This window comes from Pedobacter mendelii (assembly GCF_014635725.1).
Lineage (GTDB): Bacteria > Bacteroidota > Bacteroidia > Sphingobacteriales > Sphingobacteriaceae > Pedobacter > Pedobacter mendelii.
On record NZ_BMDJ01000001.1, the window covers coordinates 479,286 to 501,594 of the forward strand.

At 35.2% G+C, this 22,309-nt stretch carries 13 protein-coding genes and 2 tRNA genes; 5 read left to right on the plus strand and 10 right to left on the minus strand.

Going from position 1 to position 22,309, the window contains the following annotated elements; all coding sequences use genetic code 11:
- Positions 1 to 10 precede the first annotated feature (10 nt).
- The 4 genes from tsf (at position 11) to frr (ending at position 3,464) form a co-directional block, all read left to right on the plus strand.
- A complete protein-coding gene (gene tsf, locus IEV50_RS02175; protein WP_188411604.1) occupies positions 11 to 856 on the plus strand; it encodes a translation elongation factor Ts in 846 nt (281 codons plus the stop codon).
- A 135-nt stretch (positions 857 to 991) separates the two neighbouring features.
- Positions 992 to 2,089, plus strand: a complete 1,098-nt coding sequence (gene nagA / locus IEV50_RS02180; RefSeq protein WP_188411605.1) for an N-acetylglucosamine-6-phosphate deacetylase — start codon at positions 992 to 994, stop codon at positions 2,087 to 2,089.
- A gap of 64 nt (positions 2,090 to 2,153) precedes the next feature.
- On the plus strand, positions 2,154 to 2,858 hold the full coding sequence (gene pyrH / locus IEV50_RS02185; protein WP_188411606.1) for a UMP kinase: 705 nt from the start codon (positions 2,154 to 2,156) through the stop codon (positions 2,856 to 2,858).
- Between the two features lie 42 nt (positions 2,859 to 2,900).
- The gene (gene frr, locus IEV50_RS02190; protein ID WP_188411607.1) at positions 2,901 to 3,464 is read left to right on the plus strand and encodes a ribosome recycling factor; all 564 of its coding nucleotides are present in this window, start codon (positions 2,901 to 2,903) and stop codon (positions 3,462 to 3,464) included.
- Positions 3,465 to 3,515: 51 nt separating this feature from the next.
- Here frr and IEV50_RS02195 read toward each other — a convergent pair whose 3' ends face one another.
- From IEV50_RS02195 to IEV50_RS02205, 3 genes are all read right to left on the minus strand, one after another.
- The gene (locus IEV50_RS02195) at positions 3,516 to 4,535 is read right to left on the minus strand and encodes a LacI family DNA-binding transcriptional regulator (RefSeq protein WP_188411608.1); all 1,020 of its coding nucleotides are present in this window, start codon (positions 4,533 to 4,535) and stop codon (positions 3,516 to 3,518) included.
- A 131-nt stretch (positions 4,536 to 4,666) separates the two neighbouring features.
- A tRNA-Asp gene (locus IEV50_RS02200) sits at positions 4,667 to 4,810 on the minus strand.
- A 75-nt stretch (positions 4,811 to 4,885) separates the two neighbouring features.
- Positions 4,886 to 4,993 (minus strand) — tRNA-Asp (locus tag IEV50_RS02205).
- Positions 4,994 to 5,147: 154 nt separating this feature from the next.
- Between IEV50_RS02205 and IEV50_RS02210 the strand changes: the two genes are divergently transcribed.
- Positions 5,148 to 5,624 (plus strand): Lrp/AsnC ligand binding domain-containing protein, encoded by a 477-nt coding sequence (locus IEV50_RS02210; RefSeq protein ID WP_056848148.1) that lies wholly within the window; start codon positions 5,148 to 5,150, stop codon positions 5,622 to 5,624.
- Between the two features lie 219 nt (positions 5,625 to 5,843).
- On the opposite strand, the gene feoB is transcribed toward IEV50_RS02210, so the two are convergent.
- From feoB to sov, 7 genes are all read right to left on the minus strand, one after another.
- Complete coding sequence (gene feoB / locus IEV50_RS02215; RefSeq protein WP_188411609.1) at positions 5,844 to 7,949, minus strand: ferrous iron transport protein B; 2,106 nt, start codon at positions 7,947 to 7,949, stop codon at positions 5,844 to 5,846.
- Positions 7,950 to 7,960: 11 nt separating this feature from the next.
- Entirely contained in the window at positions 7,961 to 8,176 is a 216-nt protein-coding gene (locus tag IEV50_RS02220; RefSeq protein ID WP_188411610.1) for a FeoA family protein, read from the minus strand.
- Positions 8,177 to 8,259: 83 nt separating this feature from the next.
- On the minus strand, positions 8,260 to 11,019 hold the full coding sequence (locus IEV50_RS02225) for an outer membrane beta-barrel family protein (RefSeq protein ID WP_188411611.1): 2,760 nt from the start codon (positions 11,017 to 11,019) through the stop codon (positions 8,260 to 8,262).
- Positions 11,020 to 11,163: 144 nt separating this feature from the next.
- Positions 11,164 to 13,977 (minus strand): outer membrane beta-barrel family protein, encoded by a 2,814-nt coding sequence (locus tag IEV50_RS02230; RefSeq protein WP_188411864.1) that lies wholly within the window; start codon positions 13,975 to 13,977, stop codon positions 11,164 to 11,166.
- 255 nt (positions 13,978 to 14,232) lie between these two features.
- Positions 14,233 to 14,556, minus strand: coding sequence for a VanZ family protein (locus IEV50_RS02235; protein WP_229746590.1), 324 nt, complete (start codon positions 14,554 to 14,556; stop codon positions 14,233 to 14,235).
- Positions 14,557 to 14,641: 85 nt separating this feature from the next.
- Positions 14,642 to 15,022: a glycine cleavage system protein GcvH gene (gene gcvH / locus IEV50_RS02240; protein ID WP_188411613.1), complete on the minus strand. Its 381-nt coding sequence runs from the start codon at positions 15,020 to 15,022 to the stop codon at positions 14,642 to 14,644.
- Between the two features lie 105 nt (positions 15,023 to 15,127).
- A complete protein-coding gene (gene sov / locus IEV50_RS02245; protein ID WP_188411614.1) occupies positions 15,128 to 22,306 on the minus strand; it encodes a T9SS outer membrane translocon Sov/SprA in 7,179 nt (2,392 codons plus the stop codon).
- Positions 22,307 to 22,309 lie beyond the last annotated feature (3 nt).

A 22,309-nucleotide genomic window follows, 5' to 3' on the forward strand; every position in this document is an offset into this window, starting at 1 on the left:
TAATAATAAAATGTCTACAGTACAAATTACTGCCGCTGATGTAAACAAATTGCGCCAACAAACTGGCGCTGGTATGATGGATTGCAAAAAAGCTTTAGTAGAAGCTAACGGCGATTTCGAAGCAGCTGTTGATTTATTGCGCAAAAAAGGTCAAAAAGTATCTGCCGCTCGTTCTGGTAACGCTACTTCTGAAGGTTTAGTTTCTATCGCTGTTTCAGCGGATGGCACTAATGGCAAATTAGTTGCTTTAGCTTGTGAAACTGAACCAGTTTCTAAAGTTGAGGATTTCCGTAACCTTGCTCAAGCTGTTTTAGCTGCAGCAGTTGCCAACAATCCTGCTAATGCTGAAGAATTATCAGCGATTACTTTGGAAGATGGACGTACAGTTGCCGAAACCATAACTGAACTAACCGGTAAAATCGGAGAGAAAATTGTTATCCAAGAATATGCAAATGTATCTGGTGAGAAAATTGTTTCATATATCCACTCTAATGGCAAAATGGGCGTTTTAGTAGTATTTGAAGGTGCTAATGGTGCAGATATTACAGAAGCTGGTAAAGATGTTGCAATGCAAATTGCTGCAATGAACCCAATTGCTGTTGATAAAGACGGTGTTGATCCTGCCACTATTGAGCGTGAAATCGAAATTGCTAAAGATGTTATTCGCCAAGAAGGTAAACCAGAAGAAATGGTAGAGAAAATTGCTGCGGGTAAATTAAACAAATTCTACAAAGACAGTACTTTATTAAACCAAGAGTTTGTTAAAGACAGTTCAGTAGATGTTCGTAAATTTTTAGATAACACTTCTAAAGGTTTAACGGTATCTGCTTTTAAACGCGTACAATTAGGCGCTTAAGCAATTATAAATAGTATTAAAAAATCCCGGTGTGAATCGGGATTTTTTTTTGCTCCTGTTTTCAGGACTAAATTTAAAATTATATGATTTTTCAAAACTTCGGTTGTAATTTAGCCATCGCCTAAAACTAGGAATATGTTACAACTAGAAAACATCAACTTCTATCAAAATGATATTTTAAATGAAAATTACAATATTGAAATTAATGAAGGAGTAATTTCTACAATCGAAAAATCAACCAAAATTGTTAAAGATATTAACGATCTTGTTGTTCCAGGTTTTATAGATTTACAAATTTATGGTGCCGGCGGAAGGCTATTTTCAGCAGAACCAACAGTTGAATCATTAACTATAATAGAAGATGACTTGCTGAAGAAAGGAACAACCGGCTTTTTAGCTTGCATAGCTACAAATACACCACAAGTTTTTAACGAATGCATAAGCGCTGCGAAAGAACATCGCTCATCATCGAGAAATTGTTTAGGCTTACACCTTGAAGGACCATTTCTAAATCCAAAACGTTTAGGTGCTCACATTCCGGAATTTGTTAGAAAAGCTTCGCTTGATGAAATTAGAGAATTACTTGATTTTGGAGATGGAGTAATTAAAATGATGACCATTGCCCCAGAATGTCAGGATGATGAAGTCATTCAATACTTATTAGATAATGATATTGTCGTTTCTTTAGGCCATAGCAACGCAACCCTTGAAGAGGCAACAAGGGCTTACAACCAAGGTATTCAAACTACAACTCATCTTTTTAATGCAATGAGTCCTATTCATCATAGGGCACCAGGAATACCTACGGCAGTTTTTAATCATGATAAAGCGATGGCAAGTATTATAGCAGACGGACAACATCTGGATTTTGAAGTTGTAAAGTTTGCACATAAACTTTTGATGGAACGATTATTTTTAATTACTGATGCAGTTACAGCATGTTCAACTGGGCCATATCAGCATATTTTAAATGGCGAAAAATTTGTAATGCCCAATGGCACACTTTCAGGATCATCATTAACGATGTTACATGCAGTTAAAAACTGTGTTTCTTATTGTGATATTACTTTACCACATGCCCTAAACATGGCAACATTACATCCTGCCAAATTAATTAATCAAACTATTTCAATTGGGGTTATTGATAGTAATAGAAAAGCCAATCTAGTTCTACTCGATAAAGATTTGAATTTAAAGCAAGTAATATTTAGGGGTGAATTGCTCTCAATCTAAATAATTACATCATTTGTTAAAAACCATAGCGAGGTATTAAAAAATTGTTAATATTTTTGAGGTCATGAAATACAAACGCATCCTACTTAAGCTTAGTGGCGAATCGCTAATGGGCGAAAAACAATATGGAATTGATAATGAACGTGTTAAGCAATACGCAATCGATATCAAAGCTGTACACGATAAGGGGCTTGAAATAGCAATCGTAATTGGAGGTGGAAACATTTTTAGAGGTTTAAGTGCCGAAAAAAGTGGGATGGACAGGGCACAAGCCGATTATATGGGTATGTTAGCTACTGTTATCAACTCAATGGCCTTGCAAGATGCATTAGAGAAAGTTGGTTTAAAAACACGTTTGCTTACCGCAATTAAAATGGAGCAGATATGTGAGCCTTTTATTCGCAGAAGAGCTGTTCGCCATTTAGAAAAAGGTAGAATAGTTATTTTTGGAGCTGGAACAGGAAATCCATATTTCACAACGGATTCTGCAGCGGCTTTACGTGCCATTGAAATTAAAGCGGATGCAGTTCTAAAAGGAACTCGTGTTGATGGAATTTATACCGCCGACCCAGAAAAAGACCCATCAGCAACAAAATATGATGAGATTTCTTTCAGAGAAGTTTATGCAAAAGGATTAAACGTAATGGATATGACAGCCTTTACACTTTGCGAAGAAAACCAAGTACCAATTATTGTGTTTGATATGAATAAACACGGTAATTTTATGAAAATTGCCAATGGCGAACCAATTGGCACTCTGGTTAAATAACCATTTAAAAAAATTACTATTTTTGTAGAAATACACAAAATTATGAATGAACTCATACAATTACAATTAATGGATGCCGAATCTGCTATGGATAGAGCTATCGATCATTGTGAATCTGAATTAACTAAAATTAGGGCAGGAAAAGCATCTGCAGGGATGCTTGATGGTATTTTCGTAGATTATTATGGTGCTTCTACTGCATTATCTCAAGTATCAAGCATTAATACACCTGATGCAAGAACAATTGTTATTCAGCCTTGGGAAAAATCACTTTTAGTTCCTATTGAAAAAGCAATACAAGTTGCAAATATTGGCATAAACCCTCAAAATGATGGTATTGTTATCCGTTTGGTTGTACCACCATTAACAGAAGAGCGTAGAAAAGATTTAGTAAAAAAAGTTAAAGAAGAAGCTGAACGCGGCCGCATTACTGTTCGTAACATTCGCAAAGATGCCAATACCAAAATTCAAAAGCTAAAAGGCGAAGGTGTTTCTGATGATGAAATTAAAACAGGCGAAGGCGAAGTTCAAAAATTAACTGATGCCTACATTATCAAAGTTGATAAGCATGCAGAAGTTAAAGAAAAAGATGTAATGACCGTTTAAAGTCACAAAATAAATTTTTAAAAGAGAGCAGATTTTTCTACTCTCTTTTTTTTACGTTTTTCTTAAACTTGAGCTGCGTATATTCAATGTTGCAGGCAGTACAATTTGTTTCTTCTGTGATTTATCACTTTCATTATTAAGCCTGGATAGCAGCGTTTTCATTATATTTTCTGCAATATCGTTAATAGGTTGTGCTATCGCAGTTATTGGTGGGCTATAGAATTCTAATAATTCAAAGTCATCAAAAGATATTACAGCGAGATCATCAAATGGCTTAATATTCATTTCCTTGAAGGTTCTTAAACCATCCATGCAAATATAATTAGCGGCAAAAATAACAGCATCCAACTGCTCTTCAGTCTTAAAGAAATCAATCATTTCCTTAATCATGTTATCAGAGTTTTTATATTTAATTTTTTTAATCAGGGAAGTTTGTTTATTACTACCTACCGCCTGCTCATAACCCGATAATCGATCGAGCATTTGTTGCTGCTCAGTTTCTATAGTTACAAAACCAATATTTTTATAACCATTATCTATAAGATGTTGCGTTGCTTCAAAAACGATTTTACTATTATCGGTAAGAACGTAATCAGTTTCCATACCTTGCACGTAGCGATCGAATAATACAACGGGCGCCTCCGTTTTAATTAACTTTTCAATTTCACTTTCAAGCCCTTCGGGAAGTGCAATCACATATCCATCTACATGCCTATCTCGAAAAATTTGAAGTAATTCTTTAGCTTTCTCCGTATTATTTCTGGTGCTACTAAAAAGAATTTTATAACCGTGCTCTGAAGCCTTTTCGTCTATTAAACGAGCTATTCGAGAGAAAAATGGCTCGGAAATATCATCAACCAGAAAACCAATAATTTTTGATTTACCTGTCCTTAAACTTTTGGCTAATGAATTAGGTTGATAACCCCATTCCTGTACAAGATCTAAAATCTTTTTAGTAACAGCCTGACTTATATTTTTTTCTTTGGCTTTGCCATTTATTACAAATGAAACAGTAGTAACAGATATTTTAAGCTCTTCGGCAATATCTTTTATCTTGATTTTTTTACTCATTAAACTAATAAAACTTATCCTAATTAATTAATATTGAAATATACATTTTTTTAACGAGGGATAGGTATAAAAGAAAAAGAGCAACCCATCCGGGATTGCTCAATTAACTAACTTATTATTCATAAAAAATGCTGTTGGGGAAGGAGTCGAACCTTCAAGGGGTAGTTAGCTACAGTTCAAAAAATTAATTGTGGTCAACCCAATAAACTGCGTTTGTCCCATTATTCCCCACCACCGAGACAAGGAGGCGTGTCTGCCAATTTCACCACCCAACATTTTAAGTATTCAGTAAGCAGCTTTCAATTATCAGTTATTACTAACTGTATACTGGCTACTGCAAACTGAAACTGCTGTAGGGGAAGGAATCGAACCTTCAAGGAGTAGTTAGCCATTGCCGGTTTTCCATATTCTCCACCACCGAGACAAGGAGGTGTGTCTGCCTGTTTCACCACCCTACATTATGTAAGCAATTGTTAAAGAACGTTTCCTTTTGTTAATTGCTTGATACAAATGTAAAGGAACAACTAATACCTTGCAAATTTTTTAATCATTTAATTTTATTTTTATAATATTGATAATTTTTATTAAATTTGCTTAACAGATTTAGAAAATATGCTTAAAAAAGACAATTCCAATTTAGAAATTGACAACCTTGATATTGATATACTAAAACAATTGATGCAGGATGCTACAAAGCCGTATACGGAAATTGCCAAAGATTTGATTGTTTCCGGTGGCACAATTCATGTAAGAATGAAGAAATTACAGGAAATGGGCATTATTAAAGGCTCTCACTTAATAATTGACCCGCAAAAAGCGGGATATGATATATGTGCTTTTTTGGGTATATACCTGGAAAAAGGAATTCAGTATAAAGATGCTGTGGCACAACTTAGCAAAATTAAAGAGGTTGTCGAATTACATTACACAACAGGTTCTTATAGCATGTTTGCAAAAATTATTTGCAGAGATACAAATCATTTACGTCATGTTCTTAACGAAGAGATACAAGCCGTTAACGGGATTCAACGTACAGAAACATTAATATCATTGGAAGAAAGTATTAAAAGGCAGATTGAGTTGGGATAAAGGAGTAAAGATAAACGAAGAACTAAAAGCTTTATACCTTAAACATTTAAAAGTAACAAATTTTTTTTTGATATAGACCCGATTATAGTGCGCACGAAGCCTCAGCATTTTCTGCTGTGTGCGTAGTAAAATGGAAAGCAGGAACTACTTTAATAGTATCAGGGAACTTCCTCTTCTAATTTTGAAAAGTGAGTTCTTGTTAAGGGAAATCGGGCAAAGTTATTTAAGCAGCTGATAGGCAATTAATGCAGCGAAATATGCCATTGCGGTCATATAAGCTAATTGTATTATTGGCCACTTCCATCCTTTTGTTTCGCGGTACACAATTGCAACAGTACTCATACATTGCATTGCAAATGCATAAAATAACATTAACGAAATACCTGTTGCAAAAGAATAAACAGGCAAACCTGTTCTGCTATTAACTGATGAGGCCATTCTTTCTCTGATGGTCAAGGTATCTTCATCACCTCCATCTACGCTATAAATTGTTGCCATTGTACCTACAAATGCCTCACGAGCTGCAAATGAGGTAATTAAACCGATGCCAATTTTCCAATCGTAACCTAAAGGTCTTATTGCCGGCTCAATCCAATGCCCTAATATACCCACGTAAGAATTCTCTAACTTTTCAGTAGCAATTAAAGTTTTTACATGTTCGGTTTTGGTTGTATCTAGCAATGCAGACTGGTATTTATTATCGATATTTTCGAAACGCTTTCCAGGGCCAAAAGATGCCATTACCCAAAGAATAATGGAGATGGCGATAATAACTTTACCTGCCTCAAAAACAAATGTTTTTGATTTTTCGAACATGGTATAGAAAACGTTTTTCCATCGAGGCATACGATATACCGGCAACTCCATAATAAAATAGGATTTCTCTTTAGATTTAATAATGATTTTCATTACCCATGCAACCAGAACGGCGGCAATAAAACTAATTAGGTACATTATCATTAATGCCAAGCCCTGAAGACTTATTATGCCTAAAATTGTTTTAGATGGAATTATGAGTGAAATTAATAAAATGTAAACTGGCAACCTTGCAGAACAACTGATTAGTGGCGTTACCATAATCGTTATCATTCTATCTTTCCAGTTTTCTATATTTCTTGCAGCCATTATAGATGGCACTGCGCAAGCCAATCCACCAATCATAGGCACAACAGATTTTCCATTTAAACCAACCTTACTCATGATTTTATCCATCATAAAAGTAACTCTAGACATATAACCGGTATCCTCAAGAATGGATATAAAGGCAAACAAAATTGCAATTTGAGGGATAAAAACAAATATGCCGCCGAGGCCTGCAATTATACCATCTAAAACCAAATCTGTAAGCATTCCGGCAGGCAAATATTTATGCCCAGCTTCTGTTATATACCCAAAACCAATTTCTATCCAATCCATTGGGTAGGATGACCATGCAAAAATTGCGTTGAATATGACGAAAAGAATTAAAAGGAAAATCGCAAAACCCCAAACTTTGTGCGTTAGTATTGAATCTAACTTATCGCTGAATGAGAATTTTTCTGCTGTTCCTTTATCAATTACCACATCTGCCAAAATTGTACTTAGGTGTTTGTATCTGGCAATTGTTTCTGCGGCTTGTATTTTTGATGATTCAAAATGGTTAGATTTTTCAATATCCTCTATTTCCTGTTGTTCTTTTTCTGAAAAGAAATTTAAATGCTCATGCTGATGCAAAACCTGTAAGGCATAATAATCATTATCAGAATTTATTTTAAATTTTATTTCATCTATGGCTTTAGGTGCTAAAAAATTAACTTCAACAGCATTAATCTGTGTGGCTATTTTGTTTGTATAAGCAACAGCAGCTTTCAATTTATCTATTCCAACATTGTTCCTGGCCGAAATTGGTATTACCTGAATACCTAGTTTCGCAGCCAATTTATCTACGTGAATATAAATCCCTTGCTTATCAGATAAATCCGTCATGTTTAAAGCCAAAACCATGGGAATGCCTAAATCAGCAACTTGAGAGAACAAAAGCATGTTTCTTTTCAGATTGGAAGCATCGACAATTAAAACAATTACATCAGGATAACTACTGTTTTGCTTATCTGCAAGAACCTGAAAAACAATACGTTCATCGTTACTTTTCGGGTAAAGACTGTAAGTACCAGGTAAATCTATAATTTCAGCATTTCTGCCTTCAACAAGTTTAGTATATCCTGTTTTTTTATCGACTGTAATACCAGGAAAGTTTCCAATTTTCTGATTTAACCCTGTTAAGCGGTTAAACAGTGTAGATTTACCTGTATTAGGATTACCAACTAATGCAACTTTAATATCCAAACCTAAGCCAATTATTGAATGATGATAACTGCAGCTTCGCTTTTACGTAAACAGAGCTGATAACCTGCCACGCGAATGGCCATCGGGTCTCCGAGTGGAGCAAATCTTTCTACTTCAACTATCTCGCCTGGCAGACAGCCCATTTCCATCAATTTCACAGACATTTCCAAATCTGTAAAAGCTACTATTGTTCCTGTTTCCCCAACTTGTAACTGCGAAAGTTTCATCTATTAAATTTGACGCAAGTTAGCCTTTCTTTAGATTTATTCCAAATAAGAAAGCTGGTATTATTAATTATTTAATCAGGATTTTAATTCCTTCGCCCTCCTCCAAAACCACCACTCCGATTACCACCTTGGCCGCCGCCACGCTGCATATTATTTCTATTTTTCCCACCCATTCTGTTCAAGGTATATGTGAATGAAAACATAAAATAGCGTTTTAATACATTATAACGCACATCCTGTATGGTATTGTTATTTGCCGTTCTGGTTATGCCCTGATTTTCGTTCAATAAATCATTAATTGCAGCTTTAAAGGTACCTCGGTTTTTAAAGAATTGTTTGCTGATGTAAGAATTAATGAGCGTAAAATGCGTATCAAAACCTTCTCCCCTTCCGGTATTTTGATTATAATCTGCATCTACAGCTAAGCGAATTTCGCCAGGGAATAGATAACTCACACTTATATTTGGACTAAAAGTATAATATCTGGTATTAGAATTTGCCTGAACTGAATAAGTAGATTGATTTATAGAGCCATTAACTCCGGCAGTTAAATCGAGTTTATCTAAATTAGAAACCAACCGATATCCATTTGTAATAGACCAGCTATTGGTGATGTTTTTAAGGGAATTGGTAAAATTCACATCACGGTCATAACTGCCATTTACATTAATATGAAAATTTAATTTATTGTCAGGCATTAAAGGTAAACTTAGAGATGATGAAACAACCCCTGCATAGGTTCCGCTAACGTTTACAGGTAGAAGGGCAAGCTTACCTTGATTTATACCACTTTGTATTAAACTACTACTATTTGCTATTTTATTTGATGTTTGCGTTAAATTAAGGTTGATGAATAACGACCGATTTTTACCAACCGTAAAAGTATTATAGACAAACCTCAAAGTATTGTTAAATTCGGGTTTCAAATCCGGATTTCCGACAGGAATGCTTTGTGTATTTGTATTGTTTGGAATGGGCTGTAATTGTTGTATAGTTGGTTGGTTAGTACTACCTCGATAGTTGATAACCAAACGCTTGCTGTTGCTAAAATTGTAGCGGTACATTGCAGAAGGCGTATAGTTAAAAACATTCTGCTTTAGTGTAAAATTCTGCGTTAAATTATTATTTACTCTATCAGTATTTTGAACCGCCATACCAACATTCCAGTTATACTTTTTGCCATTTCCATTAAAGCTAAAACCTGCTGTATTAGTTGAAATTGTATTTTCATAGGAATTGCTATAAGTTAAATCCAATAAATCGTATTGTAGCGTAGCCGAATTAAAATTATAGGTAAACCTATCGGAAGTATTGTGGTTATAGCCATTCTGATAATTAAATTCCAGACTCAGTATTTTTGATATCGGCTCCGTATAAACCAAACGAGAAGTTTGATTAATAGATTCGGATTGCTGATCGTTGTACTGATTTGTGATTTTCTGTGTTGTAATATCCGCATTTAAAGTATTATCAGTAATATTATTATAGTTATCGGCATCGTTATTATTAATACTGGTATTAAAGTTTAGTGAAAGCGTTCTACCCCTACGCATAAATTTCTTGCGCAACAAAATGTTATTACTTATTGATGGTGCCGTATTATGACTATTTAAAGATTGAGTACCATTTGTGGTGTAAGTACTGTAATCTCTATTGTAAACGCTATTATTATAACTCTGATTATTGGTATAACTTAAAGTTGGCTGAATGCGTAATGATGTTAGAGAATCAATTTTGGTATCAACCATAAAATTTAAACGCTGGTTTAACCTATCCGAAGTATTGTTTTGGTTATTGTTAAAAACAGTTGTTATATCGCCCAATAGGTTTTGAGTAACGCTATTTCTTAAGATTAAATTTTCAGTTTTGTTGAAGAAGTAACTTGCACTAATTTGTGTCTGATCTGTATATGTATCGGCGAAATTAAATCCTAAGGCATTGGTATTGGTAATGCCTGTACTTCTTCCGCCCGCACCACCATTACCGCCTAAACCACCACCAAAGTTTTGTTTGTTTACATTATTAAATTGTGCAACAACACTCATTTGCTGGTCTTTATCAAATCGATTTACATTAGCATTAACATCATACCTATCATCAGAGCCATAGCCAATGCTACTGTTTCCGAAATAGCCGTTCTTCTTATCTTTCCTCGTTGTAATATTTATTATTTTAGTTCTGGTTCCATCATCAATTCCTGTAAATTGTGCTTGATCGGAAAGTTCATCTATAATCTGAATTTTATCAACCATATCTGCCGGAAGATTTTTAGTTGCCAGCAACGGATCGCTGCCAAAAAACTCTTTCCCATCAACCTTAATCTTGGTAATAGTTTCACCCTGTGCTTTTACCGCTCCGGCTTTGTCAACTTCAACACCAGGTAATTTTTTTAGTAAATCTTCAACCACTGCATTTTCTATCGTTTTAAAAGAACTTGCGTTAAACTCCAATGTGTCTTTTTTCACTACAATTGGTGGCACTTCTGCCTTAATTTCTACAGTTTGTAAATCAATGCTGCCAGCTTCCAGAATTACATCGCCCAGGTCCACGTCATCTTTATTGGTAATGGTAAAATCTTTATTAGCGTTTTTTAAGCCGAGAAAAGCTGCGTATAAGCGATAAACACCTGGCTTTAGATTTTTAAAAACAAATTTACCATCTGCAGTTGTAGTAGTTGCGCCAACCATGCTCGAATCTTTTAGGTTTTTTATCGCAACTGATGCATAATCTACAGGTTTTTTATCATTTGCTTGAAGAATGCGCCCGCTAACAGCACTTGTTTTTTGTTGAGCATAAATAAAAGAATAAGTAAAGAGCAAAAAGCAAGTAAAAAATATCTTCATTCGATTTAATAATGTGTTCTCCTATTTGAGACTTTAATTACAAGCGAAGGTTTGTTCTATACAAGTAACAATTGAAATACAAAATTATTGAACAAAAAAGCCCGCTTGATTTACAAGCAGGCTGTATGTCTTTTTTAAGATAGATTAAAACCTTGGGCGTTGACCACCTTGACCACCCATACCAGGCATTTGAACATCATTACCAATGTTACGGCCGCCAATACGAGTTAATGAATAAGTGAAAGAGAACATATAATAACGTTTCAATACGTTGTAATTTAAATCGGTAATGGTATTTGCTGTGGCTGTACGACTAATACCTTGATTTTGATTTAATGCATCATTTACTGCTACTTTAAATGTACCACGATTTTTAAAGAACTGACGGCTGATGTAAGAGTTAACAATCGTATACTCTGTATTAAAAGCTTCGCCACGACCAGTATTTTTAAAATAATCTAAATCTATTGCTAAACGGATATTTAACGGCAAAACGTAAGAAATATCAAAGCTTGGGTTTATTGTATAAAATTTGTTATCTGAATTTGGCTGAGCGGAATAAGTGGCGCTGGTAACCGTTCCTCCAATACCTGCGGTAATATCCCATTTATCTAAATTGGTTACAAAACGATATGTATTTCCTAAACTCCAGTTATTCGTTATATTATTTATTCCGCTAGTCACATTTGTTCCTTTAGAGTAAGATCCTGTTAATGTAGCGTTCAAATTTAATTTGTTATTTGGAATAATAGGTTGACCTAAAACGATGTTTGCATTACCACTGTAATTACCATCAACATTAATATATGTTGATGCAATTTTACCATAGTTTACATCATTAATATCAGTAACCGCTTGCTGACTTGAAGCGAAAGCATTAAATGTTTGGGTTAAATTTAAGAATACGGCAAAGAAACGCATTTTTGCAAAAGCAAAATTATTATACCTAACATTTAATGTGTTGTTAAATGCTGGTTTTAGATTTGGATTACCAAGTATTACTGATTGAGTATTCGTATTATCAGGAATTGGCTGAATCTGGTCGATAGTAGGCTGTTGCGTTGTACCTCTATAGTTAACAGACAATCTTTTACTATTGCTAAAGTTGTATCTGAATTGAGCAGATGGCGTTAGGTTAACAAAATTCTGGGTAAACACAACACCTGTAGTTAAGTTAGTATTCTCTCTGTTCGTTTGTTGTCCTGCAACACCAATATTCCAGTTATACTTTTTTTGGTTAACGGTATAGCTCAAACCTGCAGCATTGGTCAATGTCTGATTTTCAAAATGATTTGAATAAACGTTGTCAACAATATCAAAATTACCTGTGGCTGTGTTAAAGTTTAAAATATTACGATCAGAAGTACTGTTGTTGATACCATTTTGATAGTTCAACTCCAAACTCGTTGTTTTTGATAAGGGCTCTGTATAAACAACTCTTGTTGTATTGGTAATGTTATGACTGTTCAAATCATTCAACTGATTGGTTAGCTTTTGAGTTGAAACACCATTAACCGTGTTGTTATCAAGAATATAATTGATATTATCAGAATTACTATCGTTAATGGACGTATTAATGTTTAATGATAAAGTACGGCCTCTACGCTGAAACTTTTTACGAACTAAAATATTATTACTGATAACAGGTGTAGAACTTTCTGTTGTATAGCTTTGATTACCAACTGTATTCGATATACCTGATGCTATAACATTATTTCTAACGTAATTATTTAAACTCAGCCCATTATTTTCTGTATATGCTATGTTTGGTTGAATCTTAATGCTAGTTGTTGAGTCCAATTTGGTATCAATCATAAAGTTTAATCTATGATTGGTTTTATCGCTATTGCTATTTAAGTAGTTGTTTACATTTTGAGATGTATTACCTAAAAGCGTTTGTGTATTGCTAGTTTGCTCATTAAATACAGATGATTTGTTGAAAAAATAACTTCCCTGAATTTGAGTTCCATCTTTATAAGTATCGCCAAAATTTAAACCTGCTGCATTGGTTGTTGTAATTCCACCACCAGCAGAAGTGCCACCGCCGCCGCCTCCACGGCCACCATTACCACCGCCACCAAAACCATTTCCTTGACCATTACCGCCACCAAAGTTCTGCTTATTAACATTATTAAACTGACCGATAAAACTGAATTGCTGGTCGTTATCGAACTTGTTTACATTTAAACTTGCATCATAACGATCATTTGTTCCGTAGCCAACAGTGCTATTACCAAAATAGCCTTTTTTCATGCCGCTTTTGGTGGTAATGTTTAATATTTTGGTTCTTGTTCCGTCATCTATACCGGTAAACTGTGCTTGTTCAGATAGTTCATCAATAACCTGAATTTTATCTACCATATCGGCAGGAAGGTTTTTTGTAGCTAAAAGAGGGTCGCTACCGAAAAATTCTTTACCATCTACCTTTACTTTGGTAACAGTTTCACCACCGGCTTTTATACTTCCGTCTTTCGCAACTTCAACACCCGGAAGTTTTTTCAAAACATCTTCCACAACTGCATTTTCACGAACTTTAACCGACTTCGCATCGTATTCTAAAGTATCTTTTTTAACCACAACAGTTGGCACTTGCGCAACAACATTTACATCGTTAAGGTTTAAACCATCATCTGCCATTGCAATATCACCAACGTTTGCTGCCGCCTTTGCAACCGTAACATTCTTACTGGTTGTTTTTAAACCAAGAAAAGCAGCTATAACTCTATAGTTTCCCGCAGGGATATTTTTAAAGGAAAAGGTTCCATCAGGATTAGACTGACCGGTTGCAACAACACTTGAGTCTTTTAAACTTTTAACAGCTATGGTTGCGTAGTCTACAGGTTTCTGGTCTTTGGCATTAATAACTCTACCGTTTACCGAGCCAGTGTTTTGAGCGTTTGCCAGGTATCCACAAAAAATAAGAACAAGAAATATTGCTCTTTGAACGTAAATTTTCATCAAAATCTAAATATAAGTATTACAAAACTATGCTATCAGACTAAAAGAATGCTGAAAGGTTTGTTAAGGTGTGTTAAAAGTTAGGTAACATTTTAAATACAGCGCCGAGTCCACGGTTAAGCTGTAAATCAAAACATTATGAATACCTATTTGTATTGTGCCGGATAAGATTTATAGTAAACTTTAGGACAATTACAGTTTTTTTTAAAAATACTACATCCGTTTAAACCTATAATTACCACTAAACAGATTAAACTAATCGATCTTTTCATTAAAATTTAATTTATGCAATAAAATATAACTAAAAACTGCCATAAAACAGCCAAGCATATCGCAACCGAAATCCCACCATTCTGCGGAGCGATAAGTGAAAACTTTCCATTGCAATAACTCGATAACGCCGCCAATTATTGCGCTGATAAGAATTATCTTAAAAATGGTTAATGTTCTGAAGCCGAAGTTGTGCTGGTATTTTATCTTACCATAAAAAAGCAGTACAGACAAAATAAAGAAGAAACCTAAATGGGTCATTTTATCAAAACCAGTGAAGAAAAAACCTTCTCCTTCGGTTTCAGGCATTCTTATATTACAAAGCACTAAAATAACGATTGTCCAAAATATGGCCCATTTTTGATGTTTTAGTGCTTTGAACAAGGTATCGGGATTATGCACCAACTAAGGCTTGATAAGCATTAGCAGTAAGTAATTCTTCAATTTCAGCTAAGTCAGATAGAGAAACTTTAACCATCCATCCTTTACCATAAGGATCAGAATTTACCAATTCAGGATTATCATTTAATTCTGCATTAAGCTCTAAAACTGAGCCTGTAAGTGGCATAAATAAATCAGAAACTGTTTTAACGGCTTCTACCGTTCCGAAAACTTCATCCTTAGCTACTTCAGTACCCACGCTGTTAATATCAATGTAAACAATATCGCCAAGCTCTTTTTGTGCAAAATCAGTAATACCGATAAATGCTTCGTTACCTTCTACTTTAACCCACTCGTGGTCTTTAGTGTATTTTAATTCTGATGGAAAATTCATTTGTTTTAAATTAATGTGTGTCAAAGTTAATCAGGATTTTCAAGAATTAGTGGTGTTAGCGCTAAAAACTTGTAATATCAGCATTTTTAAATATAAAAGTCCCCACTAATTCAAAGTAAACCTAAGGCTAAATCCAAAATTACTAAACGAAGTATTAAAACTTTGCGATGTGTAAGGTTTAGTTATGTTTGAATCGTAAAATAGTTTAATATTAAATTTCTGGTTCAGTACATAATCAACACTCGGCCTCAATGTAATGTTTTTAGCACCCGATGAAACCTCTGCCTCTTCAACATCGGCACGATAAATCACAGTTTTATTATCTCTAATGGCAACATCCAATTTAAAATCCATGTTATTATCCATTTTTAAACTTTTAAACCAGCCAAAAGGAAATCTGAATTTTGTGGTGCGATAACCCAAGCCTAATACAACATTATTTTCTGATAGTTGAGCGAGCTGGCTATTTGATAAACTTAAACCTAATAATCGCGAACGGTTTAACTCAAATGTTGCTGTAACGTTGTTTTTCAATCTGGTATCAACACCAATTAAAGGCGAGAAATACTCTGAAACCGTTACCTGAGCAAACTGGAATTGAGGTAAAAAGTTATTATTTGCATCTCTACTGCTTGCAAAACCATCATTTTCCTGGTAACGCAATAAAGAGTTGTAACCGTTAATGTTGTACGCAGAGCGATAACCATGTTTAATATCAACTGATGAAAATCTATCGGCAATAAAAGGAATACGTGTTAAACCATTATATGTTAAACTCCAGTTTGGTAAAGGTATTTTAGGAAATGAGTTCATTTTCGAACTTCCAGCATCTTTTCCCGAATATGCCGCAAGAAACGCAGAAATAACTACATCCTGACTTTCCTTACCATACCCATCTGCATAACCATTTGTGGTACCTGCTGAATTAGGATTTTGAGCACCTAACCTTTGCGAAATGATTAACCTGTTCGACATAAACCTATTGTATAAAGTAGAAACAGTACTTGCATTATTCTCCTTAAATGCAGTTCCTATAGCGATATATGAGATACTGTAATCTCCTGTGGTAATTGCACTTAGATTTTCAAAAGATGAAACGCTTGCCACGTACCTGAAATTGGTTGAAAAGTTTTGTGTTTGTGCCCTGTTTGCACGAAGTGTAATCCGTAAATCTCTAATTGGTTCCAGTTGCCCGGTAAGCTGAAAATCCTCACGAAGGGTATTTACATACATTTGTGTTTGGAGCGTATCTGTAGTTAACCATCCATTATTTAATGCCATTTCCCTGATATCACGCTGACTACCAAAAACAAAACCAAGTCCAGGTGCACCAGTAATATTATCAATACCTAAATACCTTGTTGTAGGTAAATAGCCCGGTAAAAATGTGCCTTTTGTTTGCACGTAGTTTACGTTAACATTTTTTAAACTGGTTAGTAGATTGATGAAGAAATTCTTAGCATTGCCACCTTCCTGATTATTGCCAGCGTTTCTAACAAACCCAAACTTATTATAAAGTGATGTTAAGTTTAAAGTAGGATTAATTTGTATGTTTCTGCTATTTTGAACCGTGTTGCCTAAGTTTATATACGGATCGCGAAGTGTTGATAGTGGTTCAGTTTGCCAGTTGAAGTTTGTTCCGTATTTAGTTAATAAAGTTATCCAGTTTAAGCCGGGTATTTTATTTATTGGTACTGCATAAGTTACGTTCAAATTGTGATTGTAATCTGTTGTGCGACCCAAGCGCTTTAAATTTTCCCAGACCGTATCACGTTTTAAACCTTCTATTCGGCCATCAGGCTCATCAATAATCGAATAATTGGTTGCATTAAAATCTAACTGTAGAGAACGTGTTAAATTCCAGGCGATACCGTAAATACGGCTCATTCTAAAGTTTTTATTAAATGTTGTACCGTAACCACTCTGATAAACAGGAATGGAATTATTCGGATCATTATTTCTTAACGTATTTTCTGAATATAGGCGATCAACATCAACTCTGAAATTAATGGCACTAGGTAAAATACTAAAGTTAAAATCTCTCAAAATGGCCAGCATGTTCGATTTTATAATCTTCTCAAACGGAGCAAAACTCTTGGCTTCTTTTGAGTAGCTATACTGTAAAGATCCTCTGTAGTTATTCTGAATACTGCTTTGATTGATAAAATCGCGGTGGTTATATTGAGTGTAAGCATAACTTACCGCAAAATTTTCTATATCCCAAAGTCGAACTGGTTTGGTATTATTTGTACGTTCCTTACGCACATTGGTAAAGTTAATACCCCTTCGAACGGTATAATCTTGGGCAAAATTTAAAATTGAATCTTTCTGCTCTTTAGTTGCCTGATCTAAAGCATTTTTGAGTTCTATATCTGGTGTTTTCGGATTGTACTGTGGTGTGGCAATTTGCTTAGAATAACTTACATACATTGGGATTTTCACACCCGATTTCTGCGGAAGGAACTTGCCTAACTCAACAGCCGATGAAACATCCAAAAGTGTATTATCCGCCCGGTTTCTTTCACTTACTTTAGAATCGATAGAACCAAAACCAATTGTTGATTTACTGCCTGAGATATTGACATCTGCAAAATCTGCAAGTTTTAAATTTAACCTGGCAGTTGCAGCCCAACCTCCACGTTCATCAAATTCTGTTAATCTTAACTCATTAAACCAAACCAATACATTTTTATCCAATCCATCGTCACTTTCAGGATTAATCTGGCTCCTTAATGGATTTTTAACACCCAACATGTAAACCCTAACTTTACTCATGTCCGGCTGACCTTTAACCACAATTGTTCTCGTTCCATCGGTATAGGTAAAAGGAACATTAATTGGCCAGGGCTGTCCATTTGATTGTTTTGCAACATTCCGGGCAAGTTTTGCATTTTGGAACAATAATAAATCAATATCCATTCTGTTTGCTTCAGGCCAGATCGCATCAGGATCAGTTGTTCCTGCAGACGTTATTTTTAGTGGCAAAATATATTCGTAATAATTATCCTGGTTATCAGTACCGATCCTTAAAAATGCCTGAACATCGCCATCATTTAGTAATTGGTTATTTATTGCTTCAGCGTGAATAAACATTTCCAAATGTTTGTAAGAACGGAAATCGCTGTAAGCCGTTTTAAAAGCTGCACGACCATACCCATCTCTTAACGTTTTTACTGTAACCGATAAAGACTGCTCGTTTAAACGTGTATCGCCTCGGTAATTACTATAATCTCGCTCACGTATAATTCCTGGAGGTGTAACGTAAGGAATTGGTGATCGTTTTCCATTTTCTTCAATGTTTACTGTTGAAACCTCAATGGTAGAATTATCAGGCGTTAAAGCAGGCAATGATGGATCGACAATTACCTGATCAGCAGTATTTTTTGTATTATATTCTCGCCACTCTCCTCTTATCAATTGTAATTTCGCAAAACGCATTATTGTAGTATCTGCGAAATTTGTCATAAACATTCTTAAAAACCGGATGGATTTAAAATCCTGAATGTTACCAACCCTTTGCTGATACTCACCAATAGGGATTCTGAACTGATACCATGAAACGGCCTGTGTATTTCCATTAGCCAATTTAACCTGAGATGTAACTTTATCAGTAATGAAATTTTGTCGGACAGTTAAATCACCCGGACGAACAGATACTTTATACTGAAAATACTCATCACTTTGAGTCATGTTGTTATCGCGGTTGATATCTTCGCCATCTGGCAATGATGTTGATGCCGAGTTTTCAATACCCAATTCATCTTGCGATTGCTGCGAAGTTTTAGAGTTCCCCTCTGTACCGTTATACTTTTCGTAACGCTTTAATATACCTGCATTTGCCTGATCTAAGAGTGGGCCTCTGAAATAAGTATAGTCATCCGATGATGGATCGGAATCAATTAAAGCTGCTGCAGCAGGACTTAACTGAGCTTTAATCGTATTTATGGCTGCTGCGAATTTTGCTCTTTCATTCTCATTTGATAATCCGTCTAAACCAACATCCTGAGCCTTACGTGCATCCGGACTATTATCAAATGCCTGAACAACCGGCTGCAATTTTGGTATACGACCCCAGCTTGTTTCATCATACTTTGTTGGGTCATCGGTTGCAGGCAAACCGTTTTCTAAAGATTTTCTGCCATCCTTTAAAATATCTTCTGATATGTTACCAAGATTAAAATATAAATCGCCACCAATAGAGTTGGTTTTATTTATAAACGGATCCATTACCCAAAACTCAATGAAGCCAATATTTAGCGCTTCAAAATCGTTGGTTTCTATTTTGCGTTGAAAACCCGCCCAATTATTTCGGGGATTTAGCAGAGTCCCATCACGGTTAAAACCTGCTGTACGAAAATTGTAAGGCCCTCGAATAGTTGGATAATATGCGACATCAAGCGTTGTAATATTTAAAGCCTGACCAGTTGCGGTTTGTTTGAAAGGAAAAACTTCTTGCTCTATAACCTCTCTAACATAATTATTAGATAGCTCATTTCTGTTATTACGAATGTTGGCAGGCGTTGTTGATGCCGCAGAATTATAGAAGGTTGGGTCGATATTGTAGAAAGCAACCCTTGCCCGATTATAACCATAAGTCAAATCATTAACCAGCTGCGATTCTGAAAACATTTGTGGTGTTCCTGATAACTGCCAGGAAATTGCACTTTTTAAATCAATAACCGATCGTGATGCTTCAAAATCATCTAAATAACTTACACCATTTTTACTTCCTGCAAAATCTAAAGCCCTTGGATGCCCAGGAATTAATTGGGCATATTCACCATAAAAGGTAACACTCGAAGGTGCTTTTGTAGATATAAAAGGGAGTTTATCTACGAGTTTGGTTAAAAATCTTGATGGTGAGCTGTAATTAACATCTGCACCCCAAATGGTATTTGAAATTGGTTCTTCACCGAGATTTACCTTTTGAGTGAGGGGTTTCTCAGTAAGATTCATAATTGTACCGCCAAAATTTAATTTATTGTTTACGCGATAATCTAATCGGGTTCCGAAAAGAGACCGTTGCTGTAGTCCAAAAAGCTCATTATTTTCTGTTGTGATTCTAATTGGCTGGCCAGATATTAATAAAGCCTGATTGATTATGCTTACTCTTCCACCCTGGTAATCTACTGTAAAATCTACACCTTCAGTTAAAGGCATCGTACCTGCAAAAACTTTAACCGAGCCTTCAGGAACATTAATTGCATTTAAACTGAATTCTGACGATACATCTGATTGATAATTACCCTTAATGATGTACCTGTTTTTGTTTTGAAAAAGTTGCTTGGCAATAAGTTGAGTCGAATCGTATAAAGCAGTAAAAGTATATTTATCAATTAAAGCCTGTTCTCCTGGTGTAAATTTAGCAGCTAAATCTTTACCAAAAGGTTCTATATTGGGGAAGATAATCCGACCATTAGCAGGGTCTATCGTAATATATCCGGTGTTGGTATTGGTAATTAATGAAGCCAGACCAGAGCTGGATAAGTTAGAGCCAAAGGTGCTACTACTATTTGCTGTATAAGAGTTTGAAGCAGAACCAAACGCATTATTTGCAGGAACAAAGTCGAAAACACCATCCGATCTTCTTTCATTTTGCTGATTTAACCTATCAAATTCGACCAGATTAATCCATTGCTTATTTGCCGTATTTTGACCTTCGGTCATTACTGGGTTTTCTACACCACTTTCATTATCTATTCGGTAAATATCTAATCTAAAATTTTGACTGCTAATTTGATAACCACCTATAGAATAGATGTTTTTCATCATTAAATCCCAGGTCGGCAGGTTAATCTTTGTGGTTTCATTTTTTAATAATTTCGCATATAAAACCTTCGGATTGGTTGCATCGAAAGTAACATCAGTAGAAAATTCTCCAACCTGGTATTCAACACCATTATAAGTATATCGATAAGCAACAGCTAAAACTTCATCAGAATTTAAAGCATTATTTAAAGAAATGTAACCAAGCTGAGGTTGGAAAGTAAACTCCCTATCCGTTAATTTCCTTGCGTAAGTAAGTTTGGCAAAGTTATCTGTAGCACCGTTAGCCTGAAAATAAGAAATTACATCGTTAGAATTGGTAAATCTTGCACCTGCCGGCAAATTTTGCAATAAGTTATTCGATTGTTGAGGAAAACCTGTTGCAGTAGTACCACCAGGTAATGCAGAACTGCCTCCTGTTATCAGCGCTGTATTATACGGCACATTTTCACCCAAGTCAAGAAAACCCAATACATCTCTTGAATCTGTTGTGCTTCCGGCTTTATTGGTTATCCAAACCTCAATTTTGGTAATTTGAATTGGAGAAGTGATTATCGGAGCGTTTGCCAGATTTTTGTTATAATTATTACGGAAATATTGTGCTAAAAAGTAATGTCGGTTACCCTCATAGTTATCGGCGCTTAAGCGAAACTCATTAGATTGAGCACCATTCGTAATCTTTATCTCACGCGATTGAGATTTTTGTTGCGTGTAAACACTCGTTATATTTAATTTACCAAATTGTAATTGAGTTTTTAAACCAAATAACGCCTGCGTTCCAGTAATCAAACTCGTATTTAGGGGCAAACTTACATTACCAGCTTCAATTTTTTTTATTATATCGTCTGGCCCGCCTGTATAATCTAATTTAATTTGATTTTCGAAATCGAACTGTGCTTCGGTATTATAATTACTCTTAATTTTAAGCTTAGTACCAATGTTCCCAACCAAATCCATTTGAATACGCTGATTAAAATCAAAATTAGTTTGAACGCGTTGACGCTCGTTAAAAAGTGGGTTTTCGTTTTTATTTATCCGACCTAAAAAAGTAAGTTCCGCCTCGCCACGTGGTTGAATATCGATAGTTGTTCCGCCAAATAGTTTCTCGAATGCTTTGCTGTTAATCTGTATTTGAGGAATTATTCCTGTGTTACGAAAATCGCTTACTTCGGCATTAGAAATGCTTCGCCAATTATTCCTTTTTATTTCGCTGTTAACCAGCCTTTGATATTCATCAACAGTTAAGTATTGAGTATTGGTAACATATTTATCGCCAACAAGATCCTTAATGATATAACGTTTATTTTTTGCATCATATTCAACTACCCTTTTAATACCATTAGGTAAAGGGTAAAAAGGATTAGTTGTTGGACTTAAGCCAAGTAATTGTTTTTCGCGTAAGCTAAAGTTATTTTTTAACAAAGCGGTATCGGCTCTGCCTGTAACAACCTGGGATGAGGCGTATTTAGCGGCAAATAAAAGTGGGATGAGAATGAGTAGGGTAAATATTCTCTTCAAAGG